Below are 21,564 nucleotides of genomic sequence, written 5' to 3' on the forward strand. Positions count from 1 at the left end.
GTTGCGCGCGTGTTGAAGCCGACTGCCTGTATTTGGGTGTTCGGCAGTATGCGGTTCCTCGCCACGGTCTTCGGCGAAATGGAGGCCGCTGGCTTCCGCTACGCGCAGGACATCGTATGGGAGAAGCAGAACGGCACGGGCTTCCATAACGACCGCTTCCGCCGTGTGCATGAGCACGCCATTCAGTTCTATCGCGGTGCATGGGGTGATCTGTTCCGGGCTCCCCAGTACACACAGGATGCGCGTGCGAAGGTCGTGCGCCGCAAGACTAGGCCGACCCATACCGGGAACATCGAGGCCGGCCATTACGTGTCTGAGGATGGTGGCCCGCGCCTGGTGCGGAGCGTCATCGACGTGGCAAACGAGCACGGCAAAGCCGTCCACCCGACTCAGAAGCCTCTCGGGATACTCGCGCCGCTGATCGCCTACTCGGTCCCGCCTGGAGGCTTGGTGATTGATCCATTCATGGGTAGCGGATCGACGGGCATTGCCGCCGCGACACTGGGCCGACGCTGGATCGGTGCGGAACTGAATCCGGATTACATCGCCCTGCAAGCTGAACGCACGCGCCAACCGGGCCTGATGCTAGAGACCGCCTAACTTTACAGCCGCTTATGCGGCGCGACCGTTTAGACCGAATTATTCAGAACCAATAATTGCAGTGGAACAAGCAGCAGCACATATCATCGAGACAACCCGGAATGCCTGGGAGCAGCAAATGGACAACCGACTCATGAGTGAGAAAGATCTTCAGGACGTGACTGGCCTGAAACGGAAGAGCCTGCAGGCGGAATGGTTCAAGCGCCATTTCGGAGTGACGCCCGTGCAACGCTCCGACGGCAGGATCATCATGACCTGGGCGGCATTCGAAGGCCTGCAGGCGAAGCGCGCAGGCGTTCTGCCCAACGCTGGCTCTGCGATCCCGGGCCGCACTCCCCTCATCCCGATCAGGAAAGCAGCATGAACGCGCGCCGCCGCACAAAGCCAGACGGACTGCCAAGCCGGGTCTACATCCGGTACGGCAGCTTTCACTGGGTGCGCAACACCGACGAGAAGTGGATCAAGCTGTGCCGCGTCGACGAAGGCGAAACGCGGATGCTTGAGCGGTTGGCCGAGGAGAAGCGGAAGACCGAGGTCGACGGCGACGAGGGCAGCATGTCGCGGCTGGTCGCGATCTACATGGAAAAGCACGCCAAGCACTACGCCGAGTCGTACCGAGACGAATGGCGCCGCCGCGGTGAGGACGTCCGCAAGGCCTTCAAGCGGCACGGCATCGAAGAGGTCGATCCGGGCGCCGTGCAGGAATTTCTGCTCGGCAACTGGCCGGACAAGCTACCGACACAAAACGCCATGAAGGGCTGGCTGTCGAAGTTCTTCAGTTGGGCGGTGTTGCACCGGCACATCAAACTCAATCCGTGCCGCGAGATTGAGCTGAAGAAGCCGAAGGTGCGAAAGGTGTACATCCCGCATGACCACTTCCTGGCCATCCGGGCCGCGCTGGCAAGCTACAAGTACAAGAAGAAGATCGGCGCCGAGGTAGCGGAGATCACCGCCAAGGTGCCGACCGGGCCGGAGATGCAGGTCTTCGTGGATCTCTGCTACCTGACTTGTCAGCGCTCAACCGACATCCGCGAGTTGCGCTGGTCGCAGGTGGACCGTCAGGCCGGCGTGATCCACTTCGTGCCCAGCAAGACGGAAGACAGTAGTGGCGAGGCCGTCGATTGGCCGCTCACGCCAGAGATCAAGGAAGTGCTGCGGCGCGCAAAGGAACTGCGCCACGGCATCAAGGTGCAGGCGCTGGCCGATGACTATGTGCTGGTCGACCGTCAGGGTAAGCCGAAGACCGCGGCCGCATGTCGGGATGCATGGCGCGATGCGCTGGTGCGCGCGAAGCTGCCGGGGAAGGATTACACGGTGAAGGACATCCGGGCGAAAGCACTGACGGATGCGAAGAAGGCAGGGTATGACATCGAGGCCCTGCAGGTGGCCGGTGCGCACTCTGACCGCGCTACCACTGAAGGCTACATCAAGCAGCGCGAGGTACCGGTTTCGACCGTTCGCTTGGCGCTGCCTGCTGCATGAATATTGGATGTCATCCAAAAAGACGGGTAGCAACGCTACCCAGCGGGAAAAGTAAAAAACCCGCTTGGCCTTATACCAAGCGGGTTCTGTCTGGTCGGGGCGAGAGGATTTGAACCTCCGACCACCTGCACCCCATGCAGGTACGCTACCAGGCTGCGCTACGCCCCGAAGAAGCGAGAGTATATCACCGTCAATTCGACGATGGCTAGTATCCAAGCCAATTTATTGGTGCCGTGCGATCTCTTTCAATTGCGCCAGCAGGTGCTGCACTTCGACCAGGTCGTTGCGCAGCGCATTCAGGTCAACAGAAAGCACAGGTGCTTCCTCCACGGCAACCTGAACCTCACTGGACTCGGCGCCCACCGCGACGCCAGCGCCGTGATGGCGCCCTTCGTCGAGCCGGTTGCGCGCGCCGTTGATCGTAAAGCCTTGCTCGTACAGCAGATCGCGAATCCGGCGAATCAGCAGGACTTCGTGATGCTGGTAGTAACGGCGATTGCCGCGTCGCTTCACGGGCTTGAGCTGGGTGAATTCCTGTTCCCAGTAGCGCAGCACATGCGGCTTGACGGCGCAGAGCTCGCTGACCTCACCGATGGTGAAGTAGCGTTTTGCGGGAATCGGCGGCAGCGCGACGCGCTCGCTGGATTTTTCCGTCATGCGTTGGGTAGTCTGATGTCAGGCCGTGGACCAGAGCCGGTTGGCTCGGTTGGACGCGAACTGCGCGCGGCATTGCAGGATACAGACTGCAATCGCCGCGGGCAATCACCCGGTTGCGCGTCGTTACAGATGTGTGGCTGCCGCGACGATACTGCCCGTGCGGCACATGCCCTCGCGCGTCAGGCCTCCAGGCCCGCGCGCTCCTCCACCTGTGCCTTGAGCTTTTGGCTGGCGTGGAACGTCACCACGCGGCGCGCCGTGATCGGGATGATCTCTCCCGTCTTGGGGTTGCGGCCGGGACGTTGCGCCTTGTCGCGCAACTGGAAGTTGCCGAAGCCTGACAGCTTGACGCTGTCGCCGCGCTCCAACGCTTCTCGAATCACGTCGAAGAACGCTTCGACCATGTCTTTCGATTCGCGCTTGTTCAGGCCAACCTGATCGAACAGCATCTCTGCAAGTTCGGCCTTAGTCAGGGTGGGCACCTCGGCGGCACGGGCTTCCGGCGATGCATCGTCGAGGGAGGCAGCGTGCCGGTCGCTTGCATCGCCCAGGTCTGCAGCATTCATGGAAATCGTGTCTCGATCGTTCATCCTAGATCGCTCTGTAAAATCTGCCGCGATCCGCCCGGGGGCTGTGCCCGGGCGCTCCAATTGAAGGTGGACTGCCTGATTCGCTTAAGCGCGCAGGCGGGCGTCGAAGCCTGCCGTCAGCGCGTCGATCATGCAGCGCACCGCACTGTCGACTGTCTCGTCCTGGAGGGTCGACCCAGTATCTTGCAACGTTACGCGGAACGCAAGGCTTTTCTCGTCAGCGCCAATGGCCGTCGACGCGGCCTTCGGCCGGAACTCGTCGAACAGTACAAGGCTCTGGACGAAATGGCCGAAGCCGCCCTTGTCCAGCGCCGCGCGCATGGCGTCCAGCATGTCTTGCGCACGCAGCGACTGCTTCACGACTACAGCCAGATCGCGTACTGCCGCCGGGAACTTCGAAATCTCCGTGTACACCGGCAGACCTACACCGCGCAGCGCGTCGAGTTCGAGTTCGAACAGCACCGGCGCCTGCGTCAGCTCATACTTCTGCAGCCAGCGAGGATGGAGTTCACCGACCACGCCGACAGCCTTGCCATCGACGATCACACGCGCGGCGCGACCCGGGTGCAGCGCGGGATGCGCCACTGGTTCGAAGCGCGGCACGCGCGGGTGGAACAGCGCTTCCACATCGCCCTTGATGTCGAAGAAATCGACCGGACGCGTGGCCACGCCCCACTGCTCATCGAACGCCGGGCCGTAGGCGATACCGGCAGCCATCATCGGCTGATGGTAGCCGGCAACGGTCAGGCCGCCGTCGGCCACCTTCGGATCGCGGTGGAACACGCGGCCCACCTCGAACAGGCGCACGCGCGAAGCCTTGCGGTTAAGGTTGTAGCGAACCTTGTCGAGCAAACCACCGATCATCGTGGAACGCATCACGGCCAGTTGGCTCGCAATCGGATTCAGCAGCCGGATCGGGTTATTGTTGTCCGCGAAGTCCTGCTCCCACTGCTCTTCCACGAAGGCGAAGTTGATCACCTCGTTGAAGTCGCGCGCGGCCAGCGCGTGGCGCACCACGTGTTGCGAGCGGCGGCCTTCGCTGGTCGGACGCATTTCGCTTTCGGCCACAGGCGGGCGGGCCGGGATACGCTCGAAACCATAGATACGCGCGACTTCCTCGATCAGGTCTTCCTCGATCTCGATGTCGAAGCGATAGCTCGGCGGCGTGACTTCGAACACCTCGCCTTCGTCGCCTTGCGAGCGCGTGAACGACAGGTTCAGGCGCTGGAACACATCAGCGATCTCCGCCGACGACAGTTCGATACCCAGCACGCGCTCGGCACGCGCCACGCGCAGCTTCACGGGCTGACGCTGCGGCACATTGACGGTCTGGTCGTCCACCGGACCGGCCTGACCACCACAGATGTCGAGAATCAGCGCGGTGATGCGTTCGATATGCTCGACCGTGGTGGCGTAGTCCACGCCACGCTCGAAACGATGCGCGGCATCGGTCGAGAAGTTGTAGCGGCGCGCGCGGCCCTGGATGGCATTGGGCCACCAGAACGCGGCTTCCAGGTAGATATTGGTCGTATCGAGCGAAACGGCAGTGCTGTCGCCGCCCATGATGCCGGCCAGGCTCTCGATCTCCTTGTCGTCGGCAATCACGCCCACCTGCTCGTCCACCTCGACGGTATTGCCGTTGAGCAGCTTGATCTGTTCGCCCTTGCGGCCCCAGCGCACATCCAGGCCGCCGTGGATCTTGTCCAGATCGAACACATGCGACGGACGGCCTAGCTCGAGCATCACGTAGTTCGAGATATCGACCAGCGCCGAAATACTGCGCTGCCCCGAGCGCTCCAGACGCTGCACCATCCATGCCGGCGTGGCCGAGCGGGCGTTCACGCCGCGGATGATCCGGCCCGAGAAACGGCCGCACAGGTCCGGCGAGGAAATCTTGACCGGCAGCTTGTCCTGGATCGTCACGGCTACTGGCGACATGTCGGGCAGCGTCAGCGCGGCACCAGTCAGCGCCGACACTTCGCGCGCAACACCATGGATCGACAGGCAGTCGGCCTTGTTCGGCGTCAGCTTGATCGTGAAGACCTGATCATCGAGATCAAGGTACTGGCGAATGTCCTGACCCACCGGCGCGTCGTCCGGCAGGACCAGCAGGCCACCGTGATCTTCGGACAGCTTCAATTCGCGTGCCGAGCACAACATGCCAAAGCTATCCACGCCGCGCAGCTTGCCGACCTTGATCTCGAACGGCTTGCCGCCCTCTTCACCCGGCGGCAGCACGGCGCCGACCAGCGCGCACGGCACGACGATGCCGGGCTTGACGTTAGGCGCGCCGCAAACGATCTGCAGCGTTTCGCCGGTGCCGGCATCCACCTGGCACACGTTCAGGCGGTCGGCGTTGGGATGGCGTTCGGTGGCCAGCACGCGGGCCACCACGATCTTCGTGAACGGCGGCGCAACGGGGCCCACTTCTTCCACTTCGAGCCCGGCCATGGTCAGGCTGTGCGACAGCGCGTCGGTGGAGATCTTTTCAGGGTTGGCGAACGTGCGAAGCCAGGATTCCGAGAATTGCATGGCGCTTCTGATCCGGTAGGTATTCTGAGTTGTCTGGGACGTTGGAGCTGCGTTATTGCTTCGGGCGGTACGCCATTTCAGGCGAACTGGCGCAGGAAGCGCACATCGCCTTCGAAGAACAGTCGCAGGTCATTGATGCCATAGCGCAGCATCGTCAAGCGCTCGAGGCCGGAGCCGAACGCAAAGCCGATGTAGCGCTCGGGATCGAGGCCCATATTGCGCAGCACGTTGGGGTGCACCTGGCCCGAGCCGGAGATTTCCAGCCACTTGCCGTTGCCGAACGCCATGTCGATTTCAGCCGACGGCTCGGTGAACGGGAAGTACGACGGACGGAAGCGCACCTGGATATCGTCGCGCTCGAAGAACTTGCGCAGGAAATCGGTGTAGACGCCCTTCAGGTCGGCAAAGCTCACGTTGTCGCCAATCCACAGACCTTCCACCTGATTGAACATCGGCGAGTGCGTGGCATCGCTGTCCACGCGGTACGTGCGGCCCGGGCAGATCACCTTGATCGGCGGCATGGCGCGGCCGGCGTACTTCTCGACGTGCATGCGCGCGTAACGCACCTGCATCGGGCTGGTGTGGGTACGCAGCAGCAGGAGCTTGTCGTCGCTGTCGCGGCCGTCCACATAGAACGTGTCCTGCATCGAACGCGCCGGATGGTTGTCCGGGTTGTTCAGCGCGGTGAAGTTCATCCAGTCGGTTTCGATTTCAGGGCCGTCGGCCACGTCGAAACCGATCGAGCCGAAGATCTGCTCGACACGCTCCCAGGTACGCATCACCGGATGCACGCTGCCACGCGCAACAGAGCGGCCGGGCAGCGTCACGTCGATAGCTTCCGCGGCCAGACGCGCGTTCATCAGCGCATCGGCCAGCGCCTGGCGGCGGGCCTGCAGCGCGGCTTCCACCTGCTGCTTGACCTGGTTGATACGCGCACCTTCGGTCTTGCGCGTTTCCGGGTCCAGCTTGCCGAGGCCCTTGAGCAGCTCGGTCAGCGCACCGGTCTTACCCAGAAAGCGGGCCTTTTCGTTTTCCAGCGTGGCGTTGTCGTTGGCGGCGGCGAAAGCAGCCTGGGCGTCGGCGACGACTTGATCCAGATCCAGGGACATGGCGGCAATACGTAGACAAATACGTGGAAAGGTTGACACTGCACGCGGCAATGCGCGTGCGGTGCATCTATTTCGAATGCCGTCTCGGATCGCTCCGATCGACACGGCATTCGAAATAAAAACGGGGCTCGGTGAGGAGCCCCGTTTCAGCAGACCTTGCGGTCGGTGCTTGCCCGGAAGCGCGGTCTAGGCGCTTCCGCAGCCGGCATCAGGCAACGGTGGCTTTCACCTGGTTGACGATGGCGGCAAAGGCAGGCTTGTCGTGGATAGCCATGTCCGACAGCACCTTGCGGTCCAGTTCAATCGAAGCCTTCTTCAGGCCGTTCATGAACACGCTGTAGGTCATGCCATGCTCACGCGTAGCAGCGTTGATACGTGCAATCCAGAGAGCGCGGAACACGCGCTTCTTGTTGCGACGATCGCGGTAGGCGTACTGGCCAGCACGCATGACCGCCTGCTTGGCGATGCGATAGACATTATTACGACGGCCGCGGTAACCCTTGGCAGCGTCGATGACTTTCTTGTGACGGGCCCGTGCAGTAACCCCACGCTTGACTCGAGGCATATAAAACTCCTTTCGTTATCGTTTGAGGTTATGCGTAAGGCATCATTGCGCGAACGGACTTCAGGTTCGTCTCATGGACGTCCTGGGTGCCGCGCAGTTGACGCTTGTTCTTGGTGGTCTTCTTGGTCAGGATGTGACGCTTGAAGGCCTGGCCGCGCTTGAACGACCCGTTCGGACGCGCAGTAAAGCGCTTGGAGGCGCTTTTCTTGGTCTTCATCTTAGGCATGAAAAACTCCAGCTCTATGACATGCATACAGGTGGACGGCTGACGCCATCACTTGCAAAACCCGTATCCACTTGTTTTTGTACGCAGCACACGAAGCGCCGCGCACGGCTTCCGCACAGGACGACGCCGGGATGCACATGGCACCCCGGCCGCCACCCCGCACAAGAATCACTTCTTCTTCTTGGGGGCCAGCACCATCACCATCTGGCGACCTTCCATCTTCGGCATCTGCTCGACCTGACCCAGTTCTTCCAAGTCAGCCTTCAGACGCTCGAGCACGCGCGCGCCGATTTCCTGGTGAGCCATTTCACGGCCACGGAAGCGCAACGTGATCTTGGTCTTGTCGCCCTCTTCCAGGAAGCGTCGCAAATTGCGCAGCTTGACGTTGTAATCGCCATCATCCGTGCCAGGACGGAATTTCACTTCCTTGACCTGGATGATTTTCTGCTTGAGCTTGGCCTCGTGGGCGCGCTTGGCTTCCTCGTACTTGAACTTGCCGTAGTCCATGATGCGGGCCACGGGCGGAGTCGCGTTGGGCGCGATCTCCACGAGATCCAAGTCCTTGTCCTCGGCCAGGCGCAGTGCGTCCATGAATTTGACGATGCCGAGCTGCTCGTTATCAACCCCTACCAAGCGCAGCTCAGGCGCGCTGATTTCCCGGTTGATACGGTGACCTTTGTCTGTAGCGATGTTCCGTTACCTCAAGAAGACAAAAAAACAAGCCGTGCTCGACACCCTCAGGCTTTGCTGGAAACGTCCTGTTGCAGACGCTCCACAAACGCGGAAACAGGCATGACACCCAGATCCACGTTGCCACGGGCACGCACGGCCACTTGATTGGCATCCCGCTCCTTGTCGCCAATTACCAGCAGGTAAGGGATCTTCTGGAGGGAATGCTCGCGAATTTTATACGTAATTTTCTCGTTACGCAAATCCGCCTTGGCCCTAAACCCTTGTTTTTGCAAGAGTTGCACAACGCTTTCAGCATATTCCGACTGGGATTCGGCGATATTCATCACCACCACCTGCTCCGGAGCCAGCCAGGCCGGCAGCGCACCCGCGTGGTTTTCCAGCAAGATACCCAGGAAGCGCTCGAACGAACCAAGGATCGCGCGGTGCAGCATAACCGGACGCTTCCGGGAATTATCCTCGGAGACGTACTCGGCGCCCAGGCGCTCCGGCAGCACCAGATCGAGCTGCAGCGTGCCGCACTGCCACGAGCGGCCGATTGCATCCTTGATGTGGTACTCGACCTTCGGGCCGTAGAAAGCACCCTCGCCCGGCAGCTCTTCCCACTCCACGCCGCAAGCGCGCAGCGCCAGGCGCAAGCCATCCTCGGCGTGGTCCCAGACTGCGTCCGAGCCCGCGCGCTTTTCCGGGCGCAGCGACAGCTTCACCGCGACATCCTTGAAGCCAAAGTCGTCATAGATCGAGAACGCGAGTTCGTTGAAGGCCTTTGCCTCCTCGACGATCTGCTCTTCCGTGCAGAAGATATGCGCATCATCCTGCACAAAACCCCGCACACGCATCAGCCCGTGCAACGCTCCCGAGGGCTCGTTGCGATGGCACGCACCGAACTCGGCAAGACGCAGCGGCAGGTCGCGGTACGAGCGCAGGCCGTGGTTGAAGATCTGCACATGGCCCGGGCAGTTCATCGGCTTGATCGCGTAATCGCGCTTCTCCGACTCCGTGACGAACATGTTCTCTTTATAGTTGTCCCAGTGGCCGGAACGCTCCCAGAGCGAACGATCCATCACCTGCGGCGTGCGCACTTCCTCGTAGCCGGCCTGACCCAGACGGGCGCGCATGTATTGCTCGACGGCCTGCCACACCTGCCAGCCCTTCGGGTGCCAGAACACCATGCCAGGTGCCTCTTCCTGCAGATGGAACAGGTCGAGCGTCTTGCCCAGGCGACGGTGATCGCGCTTCTCGGCCTCCTCCAGCATGTGCAGGTAGGCGTCCTGGTCTTCCTTCTTCGCCCAGGCCGTACCGTAGATACGCTGGAGCATCTCGTTGTTGGAGTCGCCGCGCCAGTAGGCACCAGCCACCTTCATCAGCTTGAAGACCTTGAGCTTGCCCGTGGACGGTACGTGCGGGCCACGACACAGGTCGACGAAGCTGCCTTCGCGATAGAGACCGATCTCCTGATCCGCGGGAATCGATGCAATGATCTCGGCCTTGTACTTCTCGCCCATCGACTCGAACAGGGCCACCGCCTCATCGCGATTCCATACTTCGCGCGACACCTTCTCGTCCTTGCGGGCGAGTTCCGTCATCTTCTTTTCGATGGCGGCAAGGTCTTCCGGCGTGAAGGGACGCTTGTACGAGAAATCGTAGTAGAAGCCGTTGTCAATGACCGGACCGATCGTGACCTGCGCGTCGGGATACAGCTCCTTGACGGCGTAGGCCAGCAAGTGGGCCGTCGAGTGACGAATCACGTCGACGCCATCAGCATCCTTGTCCGTGACGATGGACAGCGATGCATCCTGGTCGATCCTGAAGCTCGTATCGACCATGCGACCATCGACCTTGCCGGCGAGCGCTGCTTTGGCCAGTCCGGAGCCAATGCTCTGCGCCACTTCGGCCACCGTGACGGGGCCGGGATACTCACGACGGGAACCGTCTGGCAGCGTGATTACGATCATCTTGCACCTCTCGAGGATTCCGCTGCACCGGCCTTCAGGCGATGTGGCGAGCGGAGCATAGCTTCTTTTGTGGCGCCAGCCCATCCAATCGCCTCAACGGCTATCGGACACGACCAGCAACGAATCTTTCTGGCTGCCTCACGGCGAGCGACGAGGCAGCTTACCGGATGCTGGAAAACGACAGACGAAAAAAAACGCGGCCAAGGCCGCGTTTTTCTGTGTTTCCCCGCATCACACACTACGGGTCGAAGGCGCACCTCGACTACTGTCGCTAACCAGCGGTAGTAGTTCGAGTTGTCTTGCTCATGATGCGTTTCCGTTCCTTGGAAGGTTATTCGGATCTGCCAGCGCCAGCCTTCGATTGCCGACGGGTGCTACGTTTTACTGCATGTTCGTTGGTAGGCTCGATTGGACTCGAACCAACGACCCCCACCATGTCAAGGTGGTGCTCTAACCAGCTGAGCTACGAGCCTAGCGAAGCTGCAAGTATAACCTTATTTTCGTTTCGCGTGCAACACCCCCTGCACTTCTTCGATCAGGGAAATCGCACGCTGGAGTTGCGTGGCCTCGGCGACCTCCGCCGTGAACTGCATTCGAGCAACACCCTTGCTCGACAGCGTCTTCACACCCGTGACGTTGATCTTCTCGCGCGAAAGCACTTCGGAAATATCGCGGAGCAAGCCTTGCCGATCGATCGCCTCCACCTGAATGTCCACGGGATACACGGCATCGCTGCGCTTGCCCCACTCCGTCTGGATTACCCGCTCGGGGTCTCGCGTCGACAGTTGCTGGAACGTGTGGCAGTTGCGTCGATGGATTGACACACCCCGACCACGAGTCACGAAGCCAACGATATCGTCCGGCGGCGCCGGCTTGCAGCAGCGAGACATTTGCGTCATCAGCGAATCGACGCCCACCACGAGCACGCCACTCTTGGCGCCGCGCGCCACGCTGGTGGCGCGACTCTTCTTGGTAACGGCCTCTTCCTCGCTGAACTGCGGCTGCACCTCCCCGTCCGGATGCCGTAGCGCCTGCTCCACGTGGCGCAGGCTGAACTCTTCCTTCGCCACCGCCGCGAACAGATCATCCGGTGTCTTGAAGTTGAGTCGGGTGGCGAGATCGTCGAGATTGACCGCCGTCTTGCCCTCGCGCTGCAACGTCTTTTCGATCAGGGCACGCCCTTGGGCAATCGTCTCCTGAGAGTCGAGCGCATTGAACCATGCCCGCACCTTGGCACGTGCGCGGCTGCTGGCCAGGTAGCCCAGCTCGGGGTTCAGCCAGTCGCGCGAAGGCCCACCCTGCTTGACCGCCACGATCTCCACGGTCTGCCCGTTCTTGAGCGGCGTGTTGAGCGGCACCATCGCGCCATCGACACGCGCACCGCGGCAACGATGGCCGAGGTCACTATGCAGGTAGTAGGCAAAATCCACCGGCGTGGCGCCCTGAGGCAACGCCACCACGCGCGCCTGCGGCGTCAGCACATAGATGTGGTCGTCGATTGCCGCGTGCTTGAGCTGCTCCCACGGCGAATCCTCGTGCGTGACCGTGTGATCGGCGTCATCCTTCCACGCCAGCAGTTGCCGCAGCCACGCGATTTTCTCGTCGTAGCTGTTGTCCGCGGTGAACTGACCGCTATAACCCCTGCCACCCGCTTCCTTGTAGCGCCAGTGCGCCGCCACGCCGTACTCGGCGAAGTGGTGCATCTCGTGCGTACGGATCTGCACCTCGAACGCTCGGCCATCGTCGCCGATCACCACCGTGTGCAGGGATTTGTAGCCATTCGCCTTCGGCCGCGAAATGTAGTCGTCGAACTCGCGCGGAATCGGTTGCCAGATGTGGTGCACGATACCGAGCACCGTATAGCAGTCCTTGATGTCGTCGACAATCACGCGGAAGGCGCGCACGTCGTAGAGATCGGCAAAATCGAGCGCCTTGCCCCGCATCTTCTTCCAGATGCTGTAGATGTGCTTGGGTCGCCCGGTCACTTCGGCGCGAATGCCCGCCGCCGCCAGTTCGGACTGCAGCCGCGCGATCGCCTGCGAGATATAGCCCTCCCGCTCGATGCGCTTTTCGTCGAGCAGCTTGGCGATGCGCTTGTAGGTCTCGGGCTGCTCGAAGCGGAAGGCCAGATCCTCGAGCTCCCACTTCATTTGCCAGATACCCAGCCGGTTCGCCAGCGGCGCATAGATATCGAGCGTTTCGCGCGCCACGCCCGGCAGCGGCTGGCTCTTGGTCTGCGCCAGCCAGCGCAACGTCTGCAGACGCGAAGCCAGCCGCACCAGCACCACGCGGATGTCCTGCGCGAAGGCCAGCAGCATCTTGCGCAGCGCCTCAACTTGCTCCTGCCGCGCCGCCGCCTGCGACTTCGACGTTTCGGCGGTCTCGGCCTGCGTGGCGATCGCGCCAATCCGCAACAGTTGCCGCACGCCCTTCACCAGCCGCGCCACGTCCTCGCCGAAGCGTTCCTCGATGTGCGCCTCGACGCCGGGCACGAACGCCACCATCGGGAACAGGCACGCCGCCGCACGCGCGGCATCGTCTACGCGCAGGCCATCCAGGATACGCAGCATCCCCTCGGCATGAGACAGCACGGTCTCGCCGGTGGGCAGTGTCGTGGGTTTCTCGCCGTCGGCCTTCTCGCGCACATACGCGAGCGCGCGCTCGACGAGCCCGGCGTCGGGCACGCCCGCGGTCTGACCCGTCAGCTCCGTCGATGTCACCATGTCTTACCGCCCCGCATCAGTTGAGCGCGGCCGTCACCACCACTTCGATCAGGTAGTCGGGATTGGCCAGCGCCGCCTGGACGGTGGCCCGCGGCGGCGTATTGCCTTGCGCCACCCACTCGTCCCACACCTCGTTCATCTCGCCAATGCGCGTGATGTCCGTCAGGAAGATTTGGCACATCAGGATGCGCGTCTTGTCGCTGCCGGCTTCGGCCAGCAGGCGGTCGATATGGCCCAGCACCTCGCGCGTCTGGCCGCGCAGGTCGGCCTTGGGGTCGACCTCGGGCACCTGGCCGGCCAGATAGACGACGCCGTTGTAGACCGCGTATTCGGACAGGCGCTTGCCCACGTGGGCGCGCTTCAGGGTGTTGGTGCTCATGACAGTTTTCGTTCAGTATCGGGGCTCAAGACCCCAGGAAAAATTGACGGGCGATGGCGATCTGCGCCGGATCGACAAACGTCGGAGCATGACCCACATCGGGAATCTCCACGCTCGACACCTGCTTGCCGCGTGCCACCATCTCGGCCAGGATCTCGCGCATCAGCAGATCGGACTGCGCGCCGCGCACCACCAGTGTCGGCCCTTGAATGGCCTCGAACATCGCCCACAGCGCGGCCTCGCCAGCCTGCATCGCCTCCGGCGTCGCGTCCTTGAACGGCACGGCCAGCGCCGGGTCGTAATGCAATCCCCATTCGAGCCCCTCCGCGCCCTGCATCGGTTTCAGGATCGCGCCATTCAGCTCGCGCCACTGCTCGGGAGTATGACGGCCGAATGAGGCGCTGATCGTCTGCAGATAAGCCAGCCCTTCCTCGAACGTCTTGAAGCGCACCGGCAAACCCAGATACGCACCAATCCGTTCCATCGATTGCGCGGTGATGCGCGGACCCACATCGTTGAGCAACAGCTTGCGCACCGGCGACTTGACCAGCCCGGCCAGCCCGATGCCGATCAGCCCGCCCATCGACGTGCCGAACCAGTCCACCTGTTCGACGTTCAGTCGCGCGATCAGCGTAACCATATCGGACACGTATTGCGGCAACACGTAGCCCCGCGGGTCGGCCAGCCAGTCGGAGCGGCCACGGCCCACCACGTCCGGGCACACCACACGGTACTCGTCGCTCAGCGAACGTGCCAGCGCGTCGAAATCACGTCCGGTACGGGTCAGGCCGTGCACGCACACCAGCACTCGCTGATTCGCGGGATCTCCCCACTCGTGATAGGCCATGCGATGCAGGCCGGATGCGCTGATGCACTGTACGAAGCCGAGGCGCGGACTGGAAGACATCTGGACTCCCTGCAATCTCGCGCCAAAGGCATGATGACGCGAAAGGTTAAGCGATATGACTACTTCGGAAAGTACGACGGTCGAACCGGGCGGTTGAACCAAATTGCGGGCTTTTGGCCAAAGCAGGATTGTACGCTCAGCGAGTACAATGCCACAGCACATCCTGACTCGCCCAACGGAGGCATCCATGCTCAAAGGCAAGACGGCACTGGTCACTGGATCGACCAGCGGTATCGGACTCGGCATCGCCCAGGCGCTGGCCGCGCAAGGTGCGAACATCATCGTCAACGGATTCGGTGACGTGGACGGCGCAAAGGCGGAGATCGCCAAATCCGGCAGCGGCATTCAGGTTGGCTACCACGGCGCCGACATGAGCAAGGCCGCCGAGATCGAGGACATGATGCGCTATGCCGAGAAGGACTTCGGCGGTGTGGACATCCTGGTCAACAACGCAGGCATCCAGTTCGTGGCAAAGATCGAGGAATTTCCGGTCGATCGCTGGGACGCGATCATCGCCATCAATCTCACCTCCGCATTTCACACTACCCGCCTGGCGCTGCCCTCGATGAAGGCGAAGAACTGGGGTCGGGTCATCAATATCGCCTCGACCCACGGTCTCGTGGCATCGGCGGAAAAGTCGGCCTACGTGGCCGCGAAACACGGCATCGTCGGCTTCACCAAGGTCACCGCGCTCGAAACGGCGCAGACCGGCGTCACGGCCAACGCCATCTGCCCGGGCTGGGTGCTGACGCCACTGGTACAGAAACAGGTGGAAGCCCGCGCCCAGAAGGAAGGGATTCCGGTCGAGCAAGCCAAGCGTGAACTGGTGATCGAGAAGCAGCCTTCCGGCCAGTTCGTCACGCCCGAGGAACTCGGCGCGCTGGCGGTGTTCCTGTCGAGCGAAGCCGCGCGTCAGGTGCGCGGCGCGATCTGGAACATGGACGGTGGCTGGGTGGCCCAATAAGAGAACGAGGAGTGCAGTAAATGGCAGACCGACGTAACTTCCTGCGCATCCTTGGCGCCAGTTCGCTGACGCTGGCGCCGGTGTTGGCCATGGCGCAGTCGCCGAAGCTGTTGGCCATCGACGTCTACAAGAGCCCGACTTGCGGCTGCTGCGAGGACTGGGTCAAGCATCTGCGCGCCAACGGCTTTACGGTGACCACGCACGATGTCGAGGACACTGGCGTCTATCGCACCAAGTACGGGATTCCGGACCGCTTCGGCTCGTGCCACACCGGCGTCATCGCCGGCTACGGTATCGAGGGCCATGTGCCGGCAGCCGACATCAAGAAGCTGCTGGCCAGCAAGCCGCAGGCCGCAGGATTGGCCGTGCCGGGAATGCCGGCAGGATCTCCGGGCATGGAATATGGTTCACGCAAGGACCCGTTCGACGTGCTGCTGGTGAAAGCCAATGGCGCGGCGTCGGTCTTCTCGAGCTACAACAAGGCGAAGTCCTGAGGCTCGCGCGAGCCAGGCTCCGCGAACGGCAACCCTCGCCAAGAAAAAAGCCCCCGCCGGCATAAACCAGCGGGGGCTTTTTCTATTTGGCTACTGCACTTTGGCCACCATACCAAGCGGCCAGACCAGCGGCTCAGATCAGCTTCGCGCCCGTCTTCGCCTGCACTTCCTCCCGGCTCACGCCCGGGGCGGTTTCCACCAGCTTCAAGCCTTCCGGCGTCACGTCCATCACGGCCAGGTCGGTGATGATGCGATTCACCACACCCACGCCGGTCAGCGGCAGATTGCACGCCTCAAGGATCTTGATGTCCTCGGTGCCATCCTTCTTCTTGGCGGTATGTTCCATCAGCACCACCACGCGACCCACGCCGGCCACGAGGTCCATCGCGCCGCCCATGCCCTTGACCATCTTGCCCGGGATCATCCAGTTGGCCAGGTCGCCGCGCTGGCTGACCTGCATGGCGCCCAGGATGGCCAGGTTGATCTTGCCGCCGCGAATCATCGCAAACGAATCGGCCGACGAGAAGATCGACGAACCGGGTAGCGTCGTCACCGTCTGCTTGCCGGCGTTGATCATGTCGGCGTCCACTTCTTCCTCGGTCGGGAACGGACCGATGCCCAGCAGGCCGTTTTCCGACTGCAGCCACACTTCCATGCCTTCCGGCACGTGGTTGGCCACCAGCGTCGGCAGGCCGATACCGAGATTCACATAGAAACCGTCCTGCAGTTCCCGGGCCGCGCGCGCGGCCATTTCATCACGTGTCCATGCCATGATCTGTCTCCTTACTTGGCACGCACGGTGCGCTGTTCGATGCGTTTTTCGGGGTTCGTGTTCAGCACGATGCGGTGCACGAAGATGCCCGGCAGGTGGACGTCGTCCGGATCGATCTCACCGGTTTCAACGATCTCTTCCACCTCGACCACCGTGATCTTTCCGGCCATTGCGCAAACCGGGTTGAAGTTGCGGGCGGTGCGGCGGAAGACCAGATTACCTGCCTTGTCAGCCTTCTTGGCCTTGACCAGCGCCACGTCCGCCGTCAGCGAACGCTCCATCACGTATTGCTGGCCGTCGAACTCGCGGATTTCCTTGCCATCTGCGACGATCGTGCCCACGCCGGTCTTGGTGAAAAACGCCGGGATGCCCGATCCGCCGGCGCGCAGCTTCTCGGCCAGCGTGCCCTGCGGCGTGAATTCGAGTTCGAGTTCGCCAGCCAGGTACTGGCGCTCGAACTCCTTGTTCTCGCCCACGTAGGACGAGATCATCTTGCGGATCTGCCGCGTGGCAAGCAGCAGGCCGAGGCCAAAACCATCGACGCCGGCATTGTTGGAGATGCAGGTAAGCTGCTTGGCGCCGCTATCGCGCAGTGCCGCGATCAGCGCTTCGGGGATGCCGCACAGACCAAAACCGCCCACGGCGATCGTCTGGCCGTCGCGCACGACGCCCGCGAGCGCCTCAGCAGCGCTGGCGTAGACCTTGTTCATTGTTTGCTCCTTCCTCGGTAGTCCCGCGCGGATGGTTCGAAGCCTTCCGACGACGTTCTTGGTCCGCCACATGGCCAACCGGCCACATGCGGAATCTGTAACGGTACAATCAGCGGTCAGGCCCCGCCGTTGCCGCCCCAAAGCATACGTCAACGCATACCGCCAACGCCATTACGTAAAAGTACATAAGGGATAATGCCGTCCATCGACTACCAGACCGCTTTTCAGCTTGCGCCCGTCGGGCTGGTGCTGTCGCGCGCCCGCATGATCGAGGATTGCAATGACGAGGTTTGCCGGATCTTCGGCACCACGCGCGACGCCCTGGTCGGCGAGTCCTTCCAGGTGCTCTACCCCACTGCCGACGAGTTCGAGCGCACCGGCGCGCGGATCGTGCCGATCATGAATGCAAAGGGGATGTACTCGGACGAGCGGATCATGAAGCGCGCCAACGGGGAGCTGTTCTGGTGCCATGTCACCGGCCGCGCGCTGGACCGGCAGGATCCACTCGGCAGCGGCATCTGGACGTTCGAAGATCTATCCCAGAAGCGGCCCGTAACAGCCGAGCTGACCGCGCGGGAGCGCGATATTGCCGCGCAGCTGGTCGAGGGCAAGACCAGCAAACAGATCGGCAAGCTGCTGGCGATCAGCCCGCGCACGGTGGACATCTACCGGGCACGTCTGATGAAGAAGTATGGCGCGCATACGGCGGTGGATCTGGTCCAACGCCTTGTCAATCACTGAGGATGCGCCCCCTCTCCCGCGAGACGGGAGAGGGAACCTGCCGATTGCGGATGTAAAGCCTACGCCTCGATCAGGCGACGGATTTCATCCGGAACCGGGACCGACTTCTCCGCCGCATAGTCGCACCACACCACCTTCGCGCCACCTTCCGCCCAGATCACGTCAGGCAGATCGGTCCGGATGATCTCGGTCCACGTTTCGAAACTCGTGCGACCGAGCTTGCCCGCGTACACGCGGCATTCGATGTCGCCGGGGTGACGAAGCTGCTTCAGGAACGTCATGCTGGCGTTGATGATGACCGGCCCATGGCCGCTGGCGTCCTTGCCGCTACGGCCCAGCGAGGCGAACCACTCGAGCCGCGCCTGTTCCATGTAGCGGAAGTAGACGGTGTTGTTGACATGACCCATGGCGTCCATGTCACCCCACCGTATCGGCATCACGAAGGTGAAGACGTGTTTCATCGGCGATTGGCGATGGACGCTTCGGCCTTGGTCACCAGATCGGCGCCAATCTGCTTCTTCCACTTGTCGTAGACCTTGGCGGTGGCCTTGCGGAAGGCATCGTGCTCGGCCGGCGTCAGGCTGGTCACCTTCACGCCGTGCTGCTCCATGTCTTTCCATGCCGGCGCGCCCGCCTCGTTCAGCCCCTTGCGGGCCAGCGCGATTTCCTGCTTGCCTGCGTCGATGGCGGCCTGCTTGACGATCTCGCGGTCAGCCGGCGTCCAGCTTTCCCAGATCTGCTTGTTGACCACGAAGATCAGCGGGTCAGCCACGTAGCCCCAGGTCGTCACGAACTTCTGGCCCACCGTGTAGAGCTTGGCAGCGGCGAACACGCTCTGCGGGTTCTCCTGGCCATCCACGGCGCCGGAGGCCATGGCCGGCTGCGCATCGGCCCAGCTCATCTGCGTAGGGTTGGCGCCCAGCGCGTTGAACGTCTCGATGTACAACGGCGAGCCCACCACACGCAGCTTCAGACCCTTGAGGTCCTCCGGCTTGCGGATCTCGTGCTTCGAGTTCGAGACTTCACGGAAACCGTTCTCGCCCCAGGCCAGCGGCACCACGCCCGCCTTCTCCAGCGTGGCGAAGATCGACTTGCCCACATCGCCCTGGGTCAACGAGTCCAGCGCCTTGTAGTCGGGCATCAGGAACGGCAGCGAGAACAGGTTCAGTTCCTTGACCTGCGGGGACCAGTTGATGGTGGAGCCCACAGCCATATCGATCACGCCCTGGCGAATCGCCGAGAACTCGCGCGTCTGGTCGCCAGCCACCAGCGACGTGCCCGGATACAGCTTGATGTTGATGCGGCCATTGGTGCGCTGGCGCACCATGTCTGCCCAGATCTCGCCGCCCTTGCCCCACGGGAACGCGGGACCGAGCACCAGCGACATCTTGTATTCGGACTTGTAGGTCTGCGCCATCGCTCCGGCCGGCGCAAGCGCGGCGGCGGCGATCGAAGCGGCAACGGACAGCATCAGGGCACGGCGTTTCATCCGGGAATCTCCTCTTTTCGTTTTCTCGTTCATATCAATAGCCCAGGTAGTCGGGCAGCCAGGTGGCCAGCGGCGGATAGGCCAGCACCATCAGCATGGCGACGAACATCGCCAGCAGCATCCAGATCACCCACGGCACGGTCTCTTCCATGCGCACACGCGCGATGCGGCACGACACCATCAGGTTGACGGCCAGCGGCGGGGTGAACTGACCCAGCGCCACCTTGAGCGTGAGCACCACGCCAAACCATACCGGATTCCAGTGGAACGCGGTGGCGATGGGCAGCAGCAGCGGCACGAAGATCAGGAAGATCGAGATGCCGTCCAGGAACATGCCGACGGTCATCAGCAGCAGCACGATCAGCGCCAGCACGCCGTACTCGCCCAGCCCCGAATGCGCAATGGCATTGGCCAGCGGGTCGATCACGCCGAGCGTGGACAGCGCATAGGCGAAGATGCCGGCTAGCGCAACGACCAGCAGGATCACCGCCGATGTCTCGGCCGCCTCCTGGAAAATCGTAAACAGGTCGCGCACGCCGATGCTGCGATAGATCACCATGCCGACGAACAGCCCGTAGACCACGGCCACGACGGCGGCCTCGGTCGGCGTGAACCAGCCCGCGCGCATGCCACCGAGAATCAGGAACGGCGCCACCAGGCCCCATGCGGCCTCGCGCAGGCTCTTCCAGAACGGCGGGCGCGGCAAGCCGGCCTCGATATGCCCCATGTTGTGCTTGCGCGCCAGCCAGACGGCCGGAACGATCAACGCCACACCGGCCAGGATGCCCGGGATCATGCCGGCGGCGAACAGCGCGGGCACCGATGCGCCCGGCACCAGCACGCTGTAGATAATGAACGCCACCGACGGCGGGATCAGGATGTCCGTAGCCGCCGCCGCGCCAACCACCGCGGCGCTGTAGGAGCCGGGATAGCCCGCACGCGACATCGCCGCGATCATCACGCCCCCTACCGCGGCCGCGTTCGCGGGACCGGAGCCGGAGATGCCGCCCAGGAACATCGCCACGAGGATGGCCACCAGCGGCAACATGCCCGGACCACGGCCCACGATCGCGATGGCGAACGTGACCAGTCGTTGCGCCACGCCGGAACGGTCGAAGATCGAACCGACCAGTACGAACATCGGAATGGCCAGCAGCGGGTACTTGGCAAGTCCGGCATAGAAGTTCTGGGGCACGGCCAGCAGGCCGAACATCTGCGTATCGAGGTTCGACAGGCCGATGGCGACCAGACCGCCCAGCCCCAGCGACACGCCAATTGGCACGCCCAGCAGCATCAGGCCAATGAAAACCACGAACAGAATGATGGCGATCAGCGTCATTGCGCGCGCTCCCCATCGTTCTTCAGAGCGCGCAGCGCCCGGACATTGCGCAGGGCCAGAGCCAGCGCCCGCAGCGTTATCGCCATCGACAGAACAGGCAGCCAGACCGAGTACCACCAGCTTGGCACGCCGATGCCCGGTGACGTCTCACCGAACGTGTACTCGTCCCACGTGATCCGCACACCCAGCACGGCTAGGGCCAGGAACATGACCGCGACAGCCAGCGCCGAAACGATGGCCAGCCGCTTCTGCCGCGCGGCACTGCCACGCTCGAAGAAGAATTCGATGCGGATATTGCGATCGCGCGCCACGGCGGCGCTGCCAGCCACCAGCGCCAGCACGATCATCAGGAAGACCGAGAACTCCTCGGTCCAGGCAAACGATTCGTCGGTGAAGTAGCGGACCACCACGTTGGTGAACGTGATGATTACCAGCAACCCCATCACGATCACGCCGATCCAGTCCTCGATACGCGGTGAAACCCGGAATTCGCTGTCCCGCGCTTCGTCGGCGGCTTCGGGAATGATCACCGAATCGACGACATGCTGCGGCACGGCGTCGCGCAGTGCCTGATTGTCTTGCTCCATCCTCCCCGGCCTCCGGTCCGGTCCCGAGGCGCTAACAAAACGATTCTGGCACC

Annotated in this window: 23 protein-coding genes and 2 tRNA genes; 6 read left to right on the plus strand and 19 right to left on the minus strand. The window is 62.6% G+C overall.

Annotated features, from left to right (window positions below; translation table 11 throughout):
- From RN01_RS11005 to RN01_RS11015, 3 genes are all read left to right on the plus strand, one after another.
- Positions 1–600: site-specific DNA-methyltransferase (locus RN01_RS11005; RefSeq protein ID WP_039016671.1), on the plus strand; the 600-nt coding region annotated here is incomplete at its 5' end.
- 118 nt (positions 601–718) lie between these two features.
- Entirely contained in the window at positions 719–964 is a 246-nt protein-coding gene (locus RN01_RS11010; RefSeq protein ID WP_017514240.1) for a DUF4224 domain-containing protein, read from the plus strand.
- Positions 961–2,082 (plus strand): tyrosine-type recombinase/integrase, encoded by a 1,122-nt coding sequence (locus RN01_RS11015; protein WP_017514241.1) that lies wholly within the window; start codon positions 961–963, stop codon positions 2,080–2,082. The genes RN01_RS11010 and RN01_RS11015 overlap by 4 nt, the downstream gene beginning before the upstream one ends.
- A 91-nt stretch (positions 2,083–2,173) precedes the next feature.
- Here RN01_RS11015 and RN01_RS11020 read toward each other — a convergent pair.
- From RN01_RS11020 to RN01_RS11080, 13 genes are all read right to left on the minus strand, one after another.
- Positions 2,174–2,250 (minus strand) — tRNA-Pro (locus RN01_RS11020).
- 54 nt (positions 2,251–2,304) lie between these two features.
- Entirely contained in the window at positions 2,305–2,739 is a 435-nt protein-coding gene (locus tag RN01_RS11025) for a MerR family transcriptional regulator (RefSeq protein ID WP_017514242.1), read from the minus strand.
- A 179-nt stretch (positions 2,740–2,918) separates the two neighbouring features.
- The gene (locus tag RN01_RS11030; protein ID WP_008650476.1) at positions 2,919–3,329 is read right to left on the minus strand and encodes an integration host factor subunit alpha; all 411 of its coding nucleotides are present in this window, start codon (positions 3,327–3,329) and stop codon (positions 2,919–2,921) included.
- Positions 3,330–3,413: 84 nt separating this feature from the next.
- The gene (pheT, locus tag RN01_RS11035; protein ID WP_024569197.1) at positions 3,414–5,861 is read right to left on the minus strand and encodes a phenylalanine--tRNA ligase subunit beta; all 2,448 of its coding nucleotides are present in this window, start codon (positions 5,859–5,861) and stop codon (positions 3,414–3,416) included.
- A gap of 77 nt (positions 5,862–5,938) precedes the next feature.
- Positions 5,939–6,970, minus strand: coding sequence for a phenylalanine--tRNA ligase subunit alpha (gene pheS / locus RN01_RS11040; RefSeq protein WP_008650479.1), 1,032 nt, complete (start codon positions 6,968–6,970; stop codon positions 5,939–5,941).
- A 208-nt stretch (positions 6,971–7,178) separates the two neighbouring features.
- Entirely contained in the window at positions 7,179–7,535 is a 357-nt protein-coding gene (gene rplT, locus RN01_RS11045; RefSeq protein WP_008650487.1) for a 50S ribosomal protein L20, read from the minus strand.
- 28 nt (positions 7,536–7,563) lie between these two features.
- Positions 7,564–7,761, minus strand: coding sequence for a 50S ribosomal protein L35 (rpmI, locus tag RN01_RS11050; protein WP_006575466.1), 198 nt, complete (start codon positions 7,759–7,761; stop codon positions 7,564–7,566).
- Positions 7,762–7,929: 168 nt separating this feature from the next.
- Positions 7,930–8,451: a translation initiation factor IF-3 gene (gene infC, locus RN01_RS11055; protein ID WP_080672715.1), complete on the minus strand. Its 522-nt coding sequence runs from the start codon at positions 8,449–8,451 to the stop codon at positions 7,930–7,932.
- 47 nt (positions 8,452–8,498) lie between these two features.
- Positions 8,499–10,406: a threonine--tRNA ligase gene (gene thrS / locus RN01_RS11060; RefSeq protein WP_017515452.1), complete on the minus strand. Its 1,908-nt coding sequence runs from the start codon at positions 10,404–10,406 to the stop codon at positions 8,499–8,501.
- 396 nt (positions 10,407–10,802) lie between these two features.
- Positions 10,803–10,879, minus strand: a tRNA-Val gene (locus RN01_RS11065).
- Between the two features lie 21 nt (positions 10,880–10,900).
- Complete coding sequence (locus tag RN01_RS11070) at positions 10,901–13,129, minus strand: bifunctional (p)ppGpp synthetase/guanosine-3',5'-bis(diphosphate) 3'-pyrophosphohydrolase (RefSeq protein ID WP_017515373.1); 2,229 nt, start codon at positions 13,127–13,129, stop codon at positions 10,901–10,903.
- Positions 13,130–13,145: 16 nt separating this feature from the next.
- Positions 13,146–13,508 (minus strand): RidA family protein, encoded by a 363-nt coding sequence (locus RN01_RS11075; RefSeq protein ID WP_008650501.1) that lies wholly within the window; start codon positions 13,506–13,508, stop codon positions 13,146–13,148.
- A gap of 25 nt (positions 13,509–13,533) precedes the next feature.
- Complete coding sequence (locus RN01_RS11080; RefSeq protein WP_008650503.1) at positions 13,534–14,415, minus strand: alpha/beta fold hydrolase; 882 nt, start codon at positions 14,413–14,415, stop codon at positions 13,534–13,536.
- Between the two features lie 187 nt (positions 14,416–14,602).
- On the opposite strand from RN01_RS11080, the gene RN01_RS11085 reads away from it, so the two are divergent.
- Together RN01_RS11085 and RN01_RS11090 are read left to right on the plus strand one after the other, a co-directional pair.
- Positions 14,603–15,379, plus strand: a complete 777-nt coding sequence (locus RN01_RS11085) for a 3-hydroxybutyrate dehydrogenase (RefSeq protein WP_011515941.1) — start codon at positions 14,603–14,605, stop codon at positions 15,377–15,379.
- Positions 15,380–15,399: 20 nt separating this feature from the next.
- Entirely contained in the window at positions 15,400–15,873 is a 474-nt protein-coding gene (locus RN01_RS11090) for a DUF411 domain-containing protein (protein WP_008650506.1), read from the plus strand.
- Between the two features lie 133 nt (positions 15,874–16,006).
- Here the strand turns inward: RN01_RS11090 and RN01_RS11095 are convergent, their stop codons facing one another.
- Positions 16,007–16,645: a CoA transferase subunit B gene (locus RN01_RS11095; protein WP_008650507.1), complete on the minus strand. Its 639-nt coding sequence runs from the start codon at positions 16,643–16,645 to the stop codon at positions 16,007–16,009.
- Positions 16,646–16,656: 11 nt separating this feature from the next.
- Entirely contained in the window at positions 16,657–17,355 is a 699-nt protein-coding gene (locus RN01_RS11100; protein WP_008650509.1) for a CoA transferase subunit A, read from the minus strand.
- Positions 17,356–17,550: 195 nt separating this feature from the next.
- On the opposite strand from RN01_RS11100, the gene RN01_RS11105 reads away from it, so the two are divergent.
- Positions 17,551–18,096 (plus strand): PAS and helix-turn-helix domain-containing protein, encoded by a 546-nt coding sequence (locus RN01_RS11105; protein WP_008650510.1) that lies wholly within the window; start codon positions 17,551–17,553, stop codon positions 18,094–18,096.
- A gap of 59 nt (positions 18,097–18,155) precedes the next feature.
- Here RN01_RS11105 and RN01_RS11110 read toward each other — a convergent pair whose 3' ends face one another.
- The 4 genes from RN01_RS11110 to RN01_RS11125 are packed head-to-tail and all read right to left on the minus strand — an operon-like array spanning position 18,156 to position 21,511.
- Entirely contained in the window at positions 18,156–18,557 is a 402-nt protein-coding gene (locus RN01_RS11110) for a thioesterase family protein (protein ID WP_011515938.1), read from the minus strand.
- The gene (locus RN01_RS11115) at positions 18,554–19,585 is read right to left on the minus strand and encodes a DctP family TRAP transporter solute-binding subunit (protein WP_008650515.1); all 1,032 of its coding nucleotides are present in this window, start codon (positions 19,583–19,585) and stop codon (positions 18,554–18,556) included. The genes RN01_RS11110 and RN01_RS11115 overlap by 4 nt, the downstream gene beginning before the upstream one ends.
- A 34-nt stretch (positions 19,586–19,619) precedes the next feature.
- Entirely contained in the window at positions 19,620–20,924 is a 1,305-nt protein-coding gene (locus RN01_RS11120) for a TRAP transporter large permease (protein ID WP_017515138.1), read from the minus strand.
- Positions 20,921–21,511, minus strand: coding sequence for a TRAP transporter small permease (locus tag RN01_RS11125; protein ID WP_017515137.1), 591 nt, complete (start codon positions 21,509–21,511; stop codon positions 20,921–20,923). Before RN01_RS11125 ends, RN01_RS11120 begins: the two co-directional genes overlap by 4 nt.
- Positions 21,512–21,564 lie beyond the last annotated feature (53 nt).

This window comes from Cupriavidus sp. SHE, from assembly GCF_000812445.1.
GTDB lineage: Bacteria > Pseudomonadota > Gammaproteobacteria > Burkholderiales > Burkholderiaceae > Cupriavidus > Cupriavidus metallidurans.

Bases quoted from the DNA above. Each gene is read 5' to 3' on its own strand.
- RN01_RS11010 (WP_017514240.1), top strand. From the start codon at position 719: ATGGACAACCGACTCATGAGTGAGAAAGATCTTCAGGACGTGACTGGC.
- RN01_RS11015 (WP_017514241.1), top strand. From the start codon at position 961: ATGAACGCGCGCCGCCGCACAAAGCCAGACGGACTGCCAAGCCGGGTC.
- RN01_RS11025 (WP_017514242.1), bottom strand. From the start codon at position 2,739: ATGACGGAAAAATCCAGCGAGCGCGTCGCGCTGCCGCCGATTCCCGCA.
- RN01_RS11030 (WP_008650476.1), bottom strand. From the start codon at position 3,329: ATGAACGATCGAGACACGATTTCCATGAATGCTGCAGACCTGGGCGAT.
- pheT (WP_024569197.1), bottom strand. From the start codon at position 5,861: ATGCAATTCTCGGAATCCTGGCTTCGCACGTTCGCCAACCCTGAAAAG.
- pheS (WP_008650479.1), bottom strand. From the start codon at position 6,970: ATGTCCCTGGATCTGGATCAAGTCGTCGCCGACGCCCAGGCTGCTTTC.
- rplT (WP_008650487.1), bottom strand. From the start codon at position 7,535: ATGCCTCGAGTCAAGCGTGGGGTTACTGCACGGGCCCGTCACAAGAAA.
- rpmI (WP_006575466.1), bottom strand. From the start codon at position 7,761: ATGCCTAAGATGAAGACCAAGAAAAGCGCCTCCAAGCGCTTTACTGCG.
- thrS (WP_017515452.1), bottom strand. From the start codon at position 10,406: ATGATCGTAATCACGCTGCCAGACGGTTCCCGTCGTGAGTATCCCGGC.
- RN01_RS11070 (WP_017515373.1), bottom strand. From the start codon at position 13,129: ATGGTGACATCGACGGAGCTGACGGGTCAGACCGCGGGCGTGCCCGAC.
- RN01_RS11075 (WP_008650501.1), bottom strand. From the start codon at position 13,508: ATGAGCACCAACACCCTGAAGCGCGCCCACGTGGGCAAGCGCCTGTCC.
- RN01_RS11080 (WP_008650503.1), bottom strand. From the start codon at position 14,415: ATGTCTTCCAGTCCGCGCCTCGGCTTCGTACAGTGCATCAGCGCATCC.
- RN01_RS11085 (WP_011515941.1), top strand. From the start codon at position 14,603: ATGCTCAAAGGCAAGACGGCACTGGTCACTGGATCGACCAGCGGTATC.
- RN01_RS11090 (WP_008650506.1), top strand. From the start codon at position 15,400: ATGGCAGACCGACGTAACTTCCTGCGCATCCTTGGCGCCAGTTCGCTG.
- RN01_RS11095 (WP_008650507.1), bottom strand. From the start codon at position 16,645: ATGGCATGGACACGTGATGAAATGGCCGCGCGCGCGGCCCGGGAACTG.
- RN01_RS11100 (WP_008650509.1), bottom strand. From the start codon at position 17,355: ATGAACAAGGTCTACGCCAGCGCTGCTGAGGCGCTCGCGGGCGTCGTG.
- RN01_RS11105 (WP_008650510.1), top strand. From the start codon at position 17,551: ATGCCGTCCATCGACTACCAGACCGCTTTTCAGCTTGCGCCCGTCGGG.
- RN01_RS11110 (WP_011515938.1), bottom strand. From the start codon at position 18,557: ATGAAACACGTCTTCACCTTCGTGATGCCGATACGGTGGGGTGACATG.
- RN01_RS11115 (WP_008650515.1), bottom strand. From the start codon at position 19,585: ATGAAACGCCGTGCCCTGATGCTGTCCGTTGCCGCTTCGATCGCCGCC.
- RN01_RS11120 (WP_017515138.1), bottom strand. From the start codon at position 20,924: ATGACGCTGATCGCCATCATTCTGTTCGTGGTTTTCATTGGCCTGATG.
- RN01_RS11125 (WP_017515137.1), bottom strand. From the start codon at position 21,511: ATGGAGCAAGACAATCAGGCACTGCGCGACGCCGTGCCGCAGCATGTC.